The 12,585-nt window shown below is 73.8% G+C and carries 12 protein-coding genes; 11 read left to right on the top strand and 1 reads right to left on the bottom strand.

Going from position 1 to position 12,585, the window contains the following annotated elements; genetic code table 11:
* Positions 1-8: 8 nt before the first annotated feature.
* The gene (locus ABT158_RS17875; protein WP_352354478.1) at positions 9-869 is read left to right on the top strand and encodes an arylamine N-acetyltransferase family protein; all 861 of its coding nucleotides are present in this window, start codon (positions 9-11) and stop codon (positions 867-869) included.
* A complete protein-coding gene (locus tag ABT158_RS17880) occupies positions 853-2,133 on the top strand; it encodes a pyridoxal phosphate-dependent aminotransferase (RefSeq protein ID WP_352354480.1) in 1,281 nt (426 codons plus the stop codon). The genes ABT158_RS17875 and ABT158_RS17880 overlap by 17 nt, the downstream gene beginning before the upstream one ends.
* A 29-nt stretch (positions 2,134-2,162) precedes the next feature.
* Here ABT158_RS17880 and ABT158_RS17885 read toward each other — a convergent pair whose 3' ends face one another.
* Positions 2,163-3,002 carry a universal stress protein gene (locus ABT158_RS17885; protein ID WP_352354482.1) on the bottom strand — a complete coding sequence of 280 codons (840 nt, stop codon included), beginning with the start codon at positions 3,000-3,002 and terminating at the stop codon, positions 2,163-2,165.
* A 195-nt stretch (positions 3,003-3,197) separates the two neighbouring features.
* Here ABT158_RS17885 and ABT158_RS17890 point away from each other — a divergent pair, with 195 nt between their 5' ends.
* The 9 genes from ABT158_RS17890 (at position 3,198) to ABT158_RS17930 (ending at position 12,576) form a co-directional block, all read left to right on the top strand.
* Positions 3,198-4,448: an FAD-dependent oxidoreductase gene (locus ABT158_RS17890; protein WP_352354484.1), complete on the top strand. Its 1,251-nt coding sequence runs from the start codon at positions 3,198-3,200 to the stop codon at positions 4,446-4,448.
* Positions 4,449-4,498: 50 nt separating this feature from the next.
* On the top strand, positions 4,499-5,518 hold the full coding sequence (locus ABT158_RS17895; RefSeq protein WP_352354486.1) for a zinc-dependent alcohol dehydrogenase family protein: 1,020 nt from the start codon (positions 4,499-4,501) through the stop codon (positions 5,516-5,518).
* Positions 5,519-5,531: 13 nt separating this feature from the next.
* A complete protein-coding gene (locus ABT158_RS17900) occupies positions 5,532-6,305 on the top strand; it encodes a HisA/HisF-related TIM barrel protein (protein WP_352354488.1) in 774 nt (257 codons plus the stop codon).
* Positions 6,302-6,937 (top strand): hypothetical protein, encoded by a 636-nt coding sequence (locus ABT158_RS17905; RefSeq protein ID WP_352354490.1) that lies wholly within the window; start codon positions 6,302-6,304, stop codon positions 6,935-6,937. The genes ABT158_RS17900 and ABT158_RS17905 overlap by 4 nt, the downstream gene beginning before the upstream one ends.
* Before the next feature lie 35 nt (positions 6,938-6,972).
* The gene (locus ABT158_RS17910; protein WP_352354492.1) at positions 6,973-7,221 is read left to right on the top strand and encodes an Lrp/AsnC ligand binding domain-containing protein; all 249 of its coding nucleotides are present in this window, start codon (positions 6,973-6,975) and stop codon (positions 7,219-7,221) included.
* A 97-nt stretch (positions 7,222-7,318) separates the two neighbouring features.
* A complete protein-coding gene (locus ABT158_RS17915; RefSeq protein WP_352354494.1) occupies positions 7,319-7,987 on the top strand; it encodes a hypothetical protein in 669 nt (222 codons plus the stop codon).
* A gap of 17 nt (positions 7,988-8,004) precedes the next feature.
* Entirely contained in the window at positions 8,005-11,082 is a 3,078-nt protein-coding gene (locus ABT158_RS17920; protein WP_352354496.1) for an amino acid adenylation domain-containing protein, read from the top strand.
* Between the two features lie 14 nt (positions 11,083-11,096).
* Positions 11,097-11,888 carry an AfsR/SARP family transcriptional regulator gene (locus ABT158_RS17925; RefSeq protein WP_352354498.1) on the top strand — a complete coding sequence of 264 codons (792 nt, stop codon included), beginning with the start codon at positions 11,097-11,099 and terminating at the stop codon, positions 11,886-11,888.
* A 25-nt stretch (positions 11,889-11,913) separates the two neighbouring features.
* Positions 11,914-12,576 (top strand): hypothetical protein, encoded by a 663-nt coding sequence (locus tag ABT158_RS17930; protein WP_352354500.1) that lies wholly within the window; start codon positions 11,914-11,916, stop codon positions 12,574-12,576.
* Positions 12,577-12,585 lie beyond the last annotated feature (9 nt).

The raw sequence follows: 12,585 nt of genomic DNA on the forward strand, positions 1-12,585 counted from the left end.
GAGGAGCCGTGTCCGACTTGTGGGACACCGACACGCTCGACCTGCCCGCCTATCTGGCCCGCGTGAGCCCCGGCACGCTGCCCGGCACCGCCGGACTGTCCCTGCTGACCCGGTTGCACCGGGCCCATGCCACCACGCTGCCGTTCGACAACCTCGACCTGCTCCTCGACCGCACGCCGAGCCTGTACGTGCCCGACATCGTGGACAAGATGTGCCGGCGGCCGCGCGGCGGCTGCTGCCACGAGCACAACCTGCTCTTCGGCTGCGTCCTGGAACGCCTCGGCTTCCGTGTGGACCGCCTGGCGGCCCGGGTCATCCTCGGCGGCCGGGGCCCGCGCCCCCGCACGCACATGGCCCTGCGGGTCCTGGCCGACGGCGACGCCTGGCTGTGCGACGTGGGATTCGGCGAGGAGGGCTTCCTCGACCCGCTGCCGCTGCGGCCGGGCGAGGTGACCGCACAGGGCTCGCGCGCGTTCCGCGTCCGGACCCACCAGGACCACCAGTGTCGTGTGGAGGTGAACCGGAACGGGGAGTGGGAATGCCTGTACCTGCTGAGCCTGGAGGCCCGCCCGCCGGTCGACTTCGCCGTCGCGCACCACTACCTCAGCACGCATCCCCGCTCGATGCTCAAGCGGGAGTTGTACCTCCAGCGGCTGTCCGGCACCACCCGGCTGAAGCTCCGCGGTCACACGCTGACGCGAGTGACCGCGGAGCACGCCGAGGAGAGCTCGGTGGATTCCGACGGCCTGCCCGACGTGCTGAACGCCTTCGGCATCGTCCTGCGCGAAGAGGAACTGGCGGCGCTGCGGCGACGGGTCGCGGCGACATCCGAGGTGTACGGCGGGAGACACGATGCACGCGTTACATGACGTCCTAGACAGCGGCCGGCTGGCCAACCCGCTGGGCGACGCCCGGCTCATCGAGCATTACCGGAGCTCGGGCGGCGATCCGGACGGCCTCATCTATCTCAGCCTGGGGGAGACCTGGACACAGGCGGCTCCCGGCCTCGTGGCCGCCCTGTCGCGGGGGCTGCCCGAGCTGAGCCACGGTTACACGCTCTCGCCGTACGGGCTGCCCGACCTGCGACGCGCGCTCACCGAGCACATCGCCACCACGCACCGGTTGCCGCGCCCGTCAGGCCCGGCCGACTACGAGGTGGCGGTCAGCCAGGACGGCACCCGGGCGGCCATGTTCGACTTCGGCCGGCTGCTCGTACGCGACGGCGCGGCGCCGCCCACCGTGCTCGTCCCGGCGCCCGGATGGGACTACCCGGGGGTCTTCGCGCCGCTCGGGTGCCGGGTCCGGTACTACGCGGTCGATGCCGCGCAAGGCCACCAGCCCGTCCTTGACCAGGTGGCGACGGAGTTGGAACGAGCGGCGGCGACCGGCCGCCCGCTGTTGGTGCTCAACGCCCAGCACAACCCCACCGCCGCGAACTGGGACGCGCGAACCGTCCAGGCCATGATCGCCACGGCCCTGGACCACCGTGCCGCCGTCCTCGTCGACGACGCCTACTACGCCGTCCACGACCCGGACGTCCGGCCCACCAACACGCTGAAGATCCTGCTGGCGGAGATCGGGCGGCATCCGCGGGGCGCGACGCCCTGGCTCGCCGTCCGCACGCTCGGCAAGCAGTTCCACTGCAACGGCTGGGGCGTCGGCGCTCTCACCGCTCATCCGGGGACGCTGGCGGCCCTGGCGGCGCAGCAGCACCATCACTCCTACGGCAGCGGCCTGCCCCTCCAGGCCGCCATGGCCCGCTGGCTGCGCGACCCCGCCTGCGAGATCTACCTGCGGGCCATGCGAGCCCACTACGCCGCCGCCCGCCGGCACGCCGCCGCCCGCCTGACCGCCGAGCTCGGCTTCCCCCGGCACGCCTGCCACGCGGGCGAATGCACGTCCTATCTGCGCCTGCGCGTCCCGCCCCGGTACGTGGACGAGACCGGCGGCGAAGAGGGCTATCGCCGGCTCTGCCTCGACCGGGCAGGCGTCCTGCCGGGCACGGGCAGCATGGTCACCCCTGGCCCTCCCGGCGACGGCCACGCCCACGTGCGGCTGTTCCTCGGCCACCCACGGCCGATCCTCGACGAGGCGCTCGACCGCCTGGCCCGCCACGGACTCGGCTGGGCATGAACAACGGCCGCCGCGCCACGAACCGCCGTTCAGGGCGCGAGCCGTCCGGCGTCCGCCGGGGTGGGGACGATCGCCACCGGGCACGCCGAGCGCCGGATCAGCCGGGCCAGCCCCCACGGCCGCCGCCACGCCAGGACCCCCGCCGGACGCCGGAACTCCACCACCAGCAGGCGGGCCGCGACCGAGGCCGCCAGGAGGGCGGAGCGGGCGTCCCCGTCGCAGCGCTGCTCGTGCACCCGGACCTCCGGATGCAGCCGCCGCCACCTGCCCAGCGCAGGCCCGGCGGCCGAGCCGGCGCGCAGGACGCGCAGCCGGACGCCGTGCGCGGACGCGGTACGGAAGGCGTAGCCGAGGAGGGCGTCCGGCGCGGGCCCGGGCTCCAGGAACACGACGACGTCGTCGTACGGACGTGCCGTCGCGCGCTTGGCCACGACCACCGGCGCGTCGGCCCTGGCGGCCAGCGCGAGGGCGACCGAGCCGAACAGCAGGTCGATCACCTCGTTGCGGGGACGGTGGCCGATCACGATCTCGACGGCGTCCCGCCCGGCGTCGCGCAGGACGGCCGCCGGCGCACCGGGCGCGACGTGCGCCGTCACCGCCGGGTGCCGCAGCCTGCCGCGGACACGGGCCAGCGCGTCGGCGGCGACGCCCACGGCGATCTCGTGCGCCGATTCGACGATCATCGGAGCGGCGAACGCCTTGGCCGCCGGAGGCCCCGCGAAATATCCGGCCAAATCCATGGCATGCACGATCCGCAACGGCCTTTTCCGGCGGATCGAGTCCTCCGCCGCCCATTCCAGGGCGACGGACGAAGGCGCGGAAACGTCGGCGCCGACCACCACGGGAGCCCTGTTCGACGGCCCGTTCATGGAAATTCCTCCTTCATCGCGCAGGCATTGCCGGACAATTCGCTGCCACGCATTCCTGACGTGGCCCTGAATTCGCGCTGACATCCGCCGTACGCCTGGCGATTCCCTTGAAAGTCGCCGTGCGATCTCCAGGGCGACGGGTAATGGCGCGCTACCGGAAGCACGTCCCCTCTAGCTTTCTCAAGGTGAAATGACATGCGCGTCGGAATCGTCGGAGCCGGTCTGTCGGGGCTCACCCTGGCCTGGCTCCTGGCCGACAGTTGCGAGACCGTGGTGCTCGAATCCCGCGACCGCGTCGGCGGCACGATGCGATCGGTCCGCGTCCGTGCCGACGGCGGCGAGGCGACACTCGACCTCGGCGCCCAGGACATCTCGCCGGACCTGTTCCCCACGCATCGCAGGCTGCTGGAGCTGCTGGGGTACGGCGACGAGCAGTTCGTGGACCTGCCGGCCTCGCTCACCGTCCTGAAGGCGGGACGCCGGGAGCCGCTGCTGGTCAGCCCGCACACCCCGGAGCCGTCCTGGCCCCGGGACGAGCGGCTCGGGGCGGCCTGGCAGGCGGTCGGGGCCTTCCTCCAGCGGGCCACCGAATGGGACAAGGAGGACGTCAGCTGGGAACGACCGCTGGCCGACCTGGTCGAGCCCCTGCCGGTGAGCCAGGAGATCAAACGGGACGTGCTGTACGCCCGCCCGGCCTTCCTGTTCTGCTGCAGCCTCGAACAGGCCATGACCCTCTCGGCCCGCGCCGCCGTCGCCTTCTACGTCAACACCGCGGGCGAGCCGAGATGGCAGCAGCTCCTCCCGGGGCTGGAGAGCACGGCCTGGGCCCTGGCCGCGCGGGCCCCCGCCGCCAGGATCAGGACCGCGGCCGGGGTGCGGCAGGTCCGCCGCGCGGACGGGCGCTACGAGCTCCTCGACACCGCCGGCGAGCGGCACGTCGTGGACGAGCTGGTCCTCGCGGTGCCGCCGTGGGAGGCGGTGCGGCTGCTCGGGCCGCTGGCGGGCACCCGGGAGGTCCGTGACGTCCTGGCCGGCTTCGAGCCGGTGGACACGACGTACGCGCTGCACCTGGACCCCGCGTACCTGCCGGAGAGCCGCGCCCACTGGTCGACCAGCGCCTTCGAGGTGCACGACGGCTGGAGCGAGAGCACCGACTGGTTCGGCCCGTCCAGGGGCGTCGAGGTCTTCAAGAGCCAGCTCACCCACCGCGACCGCCTGCCGAGGCAGGTGATCCTGCGGGAGGACTACCGGCATCTGCTCATCACGCCCGCGGCGGTCCGGGCCCAGCGCCGCCTCGACGCGCTGCAGGGGCGGGGTGGGCTGCACCTCGCCGGCCAGTACACCACGTGGGTCTCCAGCCAGGAGTCGGCCGTGCGGTCGGCGGTCGCCGTCGCCCGCAGGCTCGCGCCGCGCTCGCCGCGCCTGGCGCAGCTCCTGTCCGCCTGAACGGGACAGGTCCAACCGAGACACATCCGACCGAGGCAAGGAGGTATGCCATGCGCGCCGTGCGGTTCCGTCATCACGGTGACCCCGCCGCCGTCCTGTCCGTGGACGACGTGCCCGTCCCCGTCAAAGGGCCGGACGACCTGCTCGTACGGATGACCACCCGGCCGATCAACCCCTCCGACCTCATGTACGTGCGAGGGGAGTACGGACGCGAGGCGACGTTCCCCGCACCGGCGGGCTTCGAGGGCGTGGGCGTGGTGGAGCGGGCCGACCGGGCGGGCACGTACCGCGAGGGCGCGCGGGTCGCCGTGGCCGCCACCGGCACCTGGCAGGACTACGTCAGCGCCGCGCCCGCCGAGCTGATCCCGGTCCCGGACGCCATGCCCGACGAGGTCGCCTGCCAGCTCACGGTGAACCCGTTCGCGGCGCGCCTGCTGGTGGACCAGCTCGACGTGCCGCCCGGCGGGTGGCTGCTGCTGTCGGCGGGCGCGTCGGCCGTCTGCCGGATGGTCCTGGCCTGCGCGGCCAGACGCCGGATCCGGTGCCTGCACCTGGTCAGGCGGCCGGAACAGGTGACGCCGCTGCGCCTGCTGGGGGCGGACGAGGTGATCGACGTCTCCGCCGGCCCGTGGGTGGACCGGGTGCTGGCCGTCACGTCGGGCGGGGCGGCCGCCGCGATCGACTCGGTCGGCGGCCAGGTGGGGCGGGGCCTGCTGGACTGCCTGCGTCCCGGCGGCCGGCTGGTCGTGTTCGGGGCGCTGTCCGGCGAGCCGATCCCGCTGCCGTCCCGCCAGGTCATCTTCTCCTCACTCACCGTGCGCGGGTTCTGGCTGCCCGAACGGCTCGCCGCGCTGGAGCCGCACGACCGCGCCCGCCTCACCGAGGAGGTGGTCGCGGACGTCGCGGACGGCTGGCCCGGCGTGGACGTGGCCGGCCGGTACGCGCTGCCCGAGGTCAGGGCGGCGGTGCGGCACAGCGCCAGGACCGGCGGCGCGGGAAAGGTGCTGCTCACCGAACGACGACCGGACGTCCCCGCCCAGAGGCCGGCCGGCGACCCCCAACCCGAATGACGGAAAGGACATCATGAACGACCTCATCATCCCGTGCATCGACGTGGCCGGCGGCAGGGCGACGCCCCCCTCGGGCATCCCCGGCCTGGCCGACCCCGCAGACGCCGTCGAGATCGCCTCGGTCTACCTGCGCGACGGCGCCGGGCCGATCTTCGTGGACGTGCAGGAGCCGTGGACGGAGCACGAGACGTTCCTGCCCCTGATCCAGGCGCTGAGCGGGACGGGCGGCACGTTCTGGGTCACCGTGGACAACGGCTACATGCCCTCGATCGAGGCGGCCGAGTCCCTGCTGGCGGCGGGCGCGGCGGCGATCGGCCTGAGCACCACCTCGGTGGAGCACCCCTCGGTCCTGCACACGCTCGTGCAGCGGCACGGATCCGGCCGCGTGGTGGGCGTCATGAACGTCGCCCGCGCCGGCGACGGCCGCTGGAACGTCGCCATCCGCGGCGGCGAGCAGGAGACCGACCTGGACGCCGTCGTCTGGGCGAAGATGCTGGCCGACCTGGGCGCCGGCCGCCTGCTGGCCAACAGCCTCGACCAGGAGGGCACCGGCAAGGGCTACGACCTGGAGATGACGCCGGCCATCGCCTCGGCGGTGGACGTCCCGGTCATCGCCTCGGGCGGCGCCGGCGCCGTCGAGCACCTGTACGAGGGGCTCACGACGGGCGGCGCCCGGCACGCCCTGGTCAACAACCTCTTCCACAGCGGCCAGGCCACGATGACCCAGGCGCACGAGTTCCTCGACAAGGGCGGCCTCAGAAACCCGGCGGAAGGAGCCGCGGAATGACCGCCGAGACGCTGATCAAGGAGCTGGCGCGGGCCCGGGCGCAGTCGCCGCCGCCCAACCCGCTGCTCGCCCTGGCGGCCGACGGCCGGGTCACCGTCGGCCACCTGCGCCGCCTCGTCGCGATCGAGCGCGCCTACCACCACGCCGAGCTCGTGGCCTACGGCGAGCTGCTCACCCAGTTCCCGCACCCGCCGGCCGCCGCTTTCCTGCTCAAGGTGGCCGGGCTGGTGGACGAGGCGCGTGCCGCGCTCGCCGTCGTGGCCGAGCGCCTGGGCGAGCCGCCGGACCTCGGCGACGACCTGGCCGCGCACGCCTTCTGCGGGTACGTCTCCTGGCTGGCCCTGCACGGCAGCCAGGCGGCCATGGCCCTGTCGCTGTACTCGGCCCCGGACGGCGTCTACTACGGCGGCGCCGTCGAGCTGGTGCGGCTGCTGGACGAGCACGGCGTGACGGTGCCCGGGGAGTTCACGGCCTACTACGGCAACAGCCCCGACCCCCTGCTGACCGAGGACGCCGCGGCGGTCGTGGACGACGGCCTGGCCCGGGGGGACGACCCCGGAGAGGCCCTGCGCGCGGCCCGGCTGTGCGACAGGTACATGGCCCTGCTCTGGACGGCGGCGGCCCGCACGTGAGGGCGACGGCCCGGACGCCACGGCAGGAGCCCGGCATGACCGCCCCGGTCCGGGCCGACGTGCACGTCCGCCTGGCCCCCGGGGTGACGACGCGCGACTACGAGCGACGGTTGCGCGAGATGAGCGGCGTGGTCGGCGCGCACGTGGTCGTCGGTGACTTCGACCTGACCGTACGGGTGGCCTGCGAGGACGGCGCGCAGCTCCGGGGGACGATGGCGCGCCTGCGCCGGGCCGGCGCGCAGGACCTCGCCGCCGAGCTGATCGTCCGCACCCTGCTCGATTAGGGCCGCGCGGCACGGCAGCCGGATGTCAGGTCCGCGTCAGGCCCTTGTCACGGCCTCGGGGAACGCAGACAGGTTCGCACAAGAGAAAGGCTTCACCATGACCGCCACCGCAGAGCTCACCCTGGCCACCTCCGCCGTCACCGAGCTCCAACGGCTGCGCGACCGCTCTCCGGTCGGCAACCGCCTGCTGGACCTGGCCGAGGTCGGCGGGCTCACCCTGGAGCACCTGCGCCGGCTCGTGGGGATCGAGCTGCAGTGCCACATCGCCGAGCTGGCCGCGTACGGCACCGTGATCGCCCGCTTCTCCGACAGTCCCGTCGTCGGCCTCTACCTGGACGTCGCCCGCCTGGTGCACGACGCGCACCCCAAGCTGCTGGCCTGCGTCCGCCCCCTCGGCATGGACCCGGACGCGGCGGGGCGGTGGCCGTCCGGGCCCGACGCGCAGGCGTTCAACGGCTGGGTCTCGTGGCTGGCCCTGCACGGCGGCCAGGCCGACAACGCGCTGGCCCTCCACACGGACATGACGGTCTACTTCCCCGGCTGCCAGGCCCTGCTCGAAGCGGTGCGCAAGCAGGGGCTGGACGTGCCGCAGGAGTTCGTCGACTACTACGAGGGCGGCCAGTCCGACGAGCTGGAACGGCGGGCGCTGGAGGTCGTCGAGCACGGCCTGCGCAACGGCGAGGACAAGGCCACCGCGATCACCCGCGCCCGGCAGCTGGAGGAGCACATCGGCAGCTTCTGGAAGGCAGCCGCGCACACCGGCTGAGCTGGAGAGGACCCCACATGAGCCTGAAGGAATGGAACGACACCGCGCGGCCCTACCCGCGTGACGCGACGCTGCCCGAGCTGTTCGACGCCCAGGCCGCCCGGACCCCGGACGCCCCCGCGCTGACCGGCGGCGGCCGCACGCTGACCTACCGGGAGCTGGCCGGCCGCGCGGACGCGCTGGCCAGGGTGCTGCGGCGGCAGGGCGTGCGGGCGGGGACGCCCGTGGCCCTGCCCGTGGAACGGTCGGCCGAGGCCGTCGTGGGGATCTGGGCCGTGCTCAAGGCGGGCGGCGCGTACGTCCCGCTCGACCCCGGGGACCCGGCGGCCCGGCTGCGCGAGCTGACCCGGCGGCTGGGCGTCGAGCACGTCGTGACGCGCGCCCACCGGCGTCCGTTGCCCGACGCGCGGCACGTGCTGCTGCTGGACGGGCCGGTGCCCGAGGCGGGGCCGCTGCCGCCGCAGGTGGCCTCGGCGACCGATCCGGCCTACGTCATCTTCACCTCCGGATCCACCGGCGTCCCGAAGGCGGTCGCCGAACCGCATCGCGGGCCCGTCCGGCTGGCGACGGGCACCGACTGCGCCGCGTTCGGCCCCGACGACGTCGTCCTGGCCACCACGAACCCGACGTTCGACGTGTCCTGCTTCGAGATCTTCGGGGCGCACCTGAACGGCTCGCACCTGGTCGTGCCCGAGCCCGAGGCGCTGTTGTCGCCGCCGGACCTGGCCCGCGAGCTGCGCGAGCGCGGCGCGACCGTGCTGTGGCTCAGCGCGGGCCTGTTCCACCAGCTCGGCTTCGCCGACCCCGGCATGTTCTCCTCGCTGCGCTACCTGGTGGCGGGCGGGGACGTGCTGAACCCCGACTGCGTGCGCGGCGTCCTGGCCGCCGGCCCGCCCGAGCACCTGGTCAACGGCTACGGCCCCACGGAGAACGGCACGTTCTCCACCGCCCACGAGGTGACCGGGCTGCCGCCGGACGCCGAACGCGTGCCCATCGGACGGCCGATCGCCAACTCCACCTGCTACGTGCTGCGCGAGGACGGCAGCCCCTGCGAGCCCGAGGAGGAGGGGGAGCTGTACGTCGGCGGCGACGGCGTGGCGCTCGGCTACGTGGGCGACGAGGAACGCACGGCCGAACGGTTCCTGCCCGACCCGTTCCTCGGCGGGGACGCGCGCATGTACCGGACCGGCGACCGGGCGGCCTGGCGGCCGGACGGCGTGCTGGACTTCCTGGGCCGGCTGGACCGGCAGGTCAAGGTCAGCGGCTACCGGGTGGAGATCGGCGAGGTCGAGTCGGAGCTGGCGGCCCATCCGGAGGTGCGCGAGGCCGCCGTGGCCGTCCGGGAGTCCGGGCGGGGCGACCGGGCGCTGGTGGCGTGGGCGGTGCCGCGGCGGCCGGCGGACCGGCGGTCCTTCGCGCTGCGGGTGCGGGCGTTCCTGCGAGACCGGTTGCCCGCGTTCATGGTCCCCGGCCGGGTGGCGGTCGCCGACGAGCTGCCGTTGAACAGCAGCGGCAAGGTGGACACGCGCGCTCTGGCCGGGGCCGGCGACCAGTCGCCGGCCGCGCCTGCCGACCCGCCGCGGGGCGAGGTCGAGCGGTGCGCGGCCGACGTGTGGGCGGCCGTACTCGGGACGCCGGTGGAGTCCCGCGCCGACGACTTCTACGAGCTCGGCGGCACGTCGTTGCAGGCCGTCCAGATCGTCACCGCGCTGCGTGCCCGTCCCGGCATGGGCGGCCTGCCCGGCCCCGCGCTGGTGCGCGCGCTCTTGGACTCCGCGTCGCTGGCGGCGTTCGCCACCCGGATCGCCGCCCTGCGCAAGGGCGCGGACGACGGCACGGAGAGCGAGCCGGCCGTGGACCTCGCCGCGGAGGCCCGGCTCGACCCCGGCCTCCGCTTCGGCCCGGCCGACCCGGCGCCCCCTCGGGAGATCCTGGTCACCGGCGCGACCGGATTCCTGGGCGCCTTCCTGGTCCGGCGGCTGCTCGACGTCACGGACCTGCGCCTGTCGTGCCTCGTGCGGGCGGCGGACGGCCCGGACGGGATCCGCCGGATCGGCGCGGCCCTGCGCAGGTACGGCCTGCCGGCGGCGGACCTCGGCACGAGGGTGACCGCGGTGCCCGGCGACCTCGCCCGGCCCGGCCTGGGGCTGACGGCGGCGGAGCTGGACGGGCTCGCCGGCCGCACGGACGTCGTCCTGAACGCCGCCGCCAGGGTGAACTTCGTCTATCCCTACTCCCGCCTCCAGGACGTCAACGTCGGCGGCGTGCGCTCGCTCGTCCGCCTGGCCGCCCACGGCGGGCGGGCGCGCCCCTTCCACCACGTGTCCACGGTGGACGTGCTCGCCGCCGCGGACGGGCCGCCCGCCGGCGGGCGGGTGCGCGAGGACGATCCGCTGCCGCGTCCGGAACGGCTGCGGCAGGGGTACGCGGAGACCAAATGGGTGGCCGAGGCCCTGCTGGGCGAGGCCGCGGGGCGCGGGCTGCCGGTCGCGCTCTACCGGCCGTACGAGATCACCGGCAGCCGGGACCGGGGCGTGTGGAACACCGGCACCATGATGGCCGCCGTGATCAAGGCGATCGCCGAGACCGGGCTCGCGCCGGACGTGCCGCTCCGGCTGGACTTCGTCCCCGTGGACTACGTGGCCGAGGCCGTCGTGGCGCTGCTGGCCGGGGCGCCCGCCCGTGGCCGCGTCTACCATCTGGCGAACCCGCGCCCCGCCGCCCTGCCCCTGCTGGTCGAGCGGCTGCGCCGGCAGGGCTATCCCGTCCGGGTCACCTCCAGGGACGACTGGGTGCGGGAGATGGAGCGGCTCTGCGCCGCCGACCCGGCCGCGCCGCTGGCCGGGTACCTCACGCTGCTCACCGGCGAGGAGGCCGCGGCCGGCTCCGTGGCGGCCCGGCAGCTCGCCGGCGCCCTGCCCGAGCCGGATCTCACGAACCTGGCCGAGGCGGCCCCGGACGTGCCGGCCGCCTGCCCGCCGGTGGACGCCGGACTGCTCGACCTCTATATCGGATGGCTGCGCGAAACCGGCTACCTACATCAAAGCACAGCAGCATCCCAGGAAACACATTCTCCGCGCGGTTCCCGTGGATAAGTTAACATTTACAGTTGCCGGGCGCGGCACAATCGATGCGGGCGATGATGATCTCATTTGACATTCTGGGCCCATTGGAAGTCAGGGTCGATGAAGACCGGATTCAGATAGCCGGCCCGAAAAAACGCTCGTTGTTCGCCGTGCTGCTGCTCCGGCACGGCGACGTCGTCCCGGTCGAGGACCTGGTCGCCGAGTTGTGGCGGGACGACCCGCCCAGGCAGGCGGCGAACGCGCTGCACGCGCACGCGTCCCGGTTGCGGACGTCCATCATGCGCTGGCGGGAACGCCACGGCCTGCCGATATCCCTGCAGACCCGCTATCCCGGATACTGCCTCCAGGTTCCGGCCGACGCGATCGACGCCGTGCGCTTCGAAGCGCTCGACGCGGCGGCGAACACGCTGAAGTCGGCCGAGCCGGACAAGGCCGTCGCCCTCCTCCGCGAGGCGCTGGCGCTGTGGCGCGGCCCGGCGCTGCAGGACGTGCCGCGCGGCCCGATCAGGGACCAGGCCGCGCAGCTCCTGGAGAGCCGGCGGATGCTGACCACCGCCAGCCTCATAGAGATCAACCTCGACCTGGGCCGGCACGTCGAGATCATCCCCCAGCTGGAGGCGCTGGTGCTGCAGAACCCCCTCGAAGAACGGCTCTATTCCCAGCTGATGGTCGCGCTGCATCGCGCGGGCCGTCCCGCCGACGCGCTCGGGATCTACCAGCTCGCCCGCGTGTCCTTCGCGAAAGAGATCGGACTGTCCCCCTCGCCCGCGTTGGAAAGGCAAATGCTGGCCATTCTCAATCGATCCACCAAATAGCCGGACCAGACAAGGAGAAAACGATATGAAGACCGACCGCAGGCTCGACGCCGTCTCCCTCGTGCAGGAGATCGACCGGCGGACGGCGGAAAGCCCGATCGACAATCCGATCGTCGCGAAATTGCGCGCGAACCGGTTCACGCCGGCGGATCTGCGGCGGCTGCTGGAATTCGAGGTGCGGCTGAACCGCACCGAACTCGCCGCCTACGCGCTGGCCGCGTCCAGGTTCACCGGCAAGCCGGAGGACGTGTACTGCCTGCGCCTGCAGGAAATGGCGTCGCGCGCCCGGACGAAACTCCTGGACTGCGCGCGCGTCCTGCCCATCGAACCGCGCACCGGAGCCGACGGCCGGACGGAGGGCTTCACCGCCTACGCCTATGGCTCCTACCTGAGCTGGCTCGCGCTCAACGCGAACCGGGCCGGTCTGGGCGCCGCCTCACTGGTGGACGTCCGCTCGTACTTCTCCACCTCCGACGAGCTGGGGGCCTGGTTGCGTAGCTCCGGCATCGGGGCGCCCGAGGAGGCGGTGGCCTTCTACGGCAGCGAGCCGGAGGGGCTGAGCGCGTCGGCCGTCGCCTTCATCCAGGCCGGTCTGGACGCCGGCGACGACCCGGACGAGGCGCTGCGCCTCAGCGACGTGATGCGCGACGTCATGGGGTACTTCTGGCGAGCGGTGTCGGCCGGCTGACGTTCCGGC

It is taken from the genome of Nonomuraea sp. NPDC001636, from assembly GCF_040298265.1.
Classification (GTDB): domain Bacteria; phylum Actinomycetota; class Actinomycetes; order Streptosporangiales; family Streptosporangiaceae; genus Nonomuraea.

Coding starts and splice junctions, on each gene's coding strand:
- ABT158_RS17890 (WP_352354484.1), top strand. CDS start 3,198: ATGCGCGTCGGAATCGTCGGAGCCGGTCTGTCGGGGCTCACCCTGGCC.
- ABT158_RS17895 (WP_352354486.1), top strand. CDS start 4,499: ATGCGCGCCGTGCGGTTCCGTCATCACGGTGACCCCGCCGCCGTCCTG.
- ABT158_RS17900 (WP_352354488.1), top strand. CDS start 5,532: ATGAACGACCTCATCATCCCGTGCATCGACGTGGCCGGCGGCAGGGCG.
- ABT158_RS17920 (WP_352354496.1), top strand. CDS start 8,005: ATGAGCCTGAAGGAATGGAACGACACCGCGCGGCCCTACCCGCGTGAC.
- ABT158_RS17905 (WP_352354490.1), top strand. CDS start 6,302: ATGACCGCCGAGACGCTGATCAAGGAGCTGGCGCGGGCCCGGGCGCAG.
- ABT158_RS17930 (WP_352354500.1), top strand. CDS start 11,914: ATGAAGACCGACCGCAGGCTCGACGCCGTCTCCCTCGTGCAGGAGATC.
- ABT158_RS17915 (WP_352354494.1), top strand. CDS start 7,319: ATGACCGCCACCGCAGAGCTCACCCTGGCCACCTCCGCCGTCACCGAG.
- ABT158_RS17880 (WP_352354480.1), top strand. CDS start 853: ATGCACGCGTTACATGACGTCCTAGACAGCGGCCGGCTGGCCAACCCG.
- ABT158_RS17910 (WP_352354492.1), top strand. CDS start 6,973: ATGACCGCCCCGGTCCGGGCCGACGTGCACGTCCGCCTGGCCCCCGGG.
- ABT158_RS17885 (WP_352354482.1), bottom strand. CDS start 3,002: ATGAACGGGCCGTCGAACAGGGCTCCCGTGGTGGTCGGCGCCGACGTT.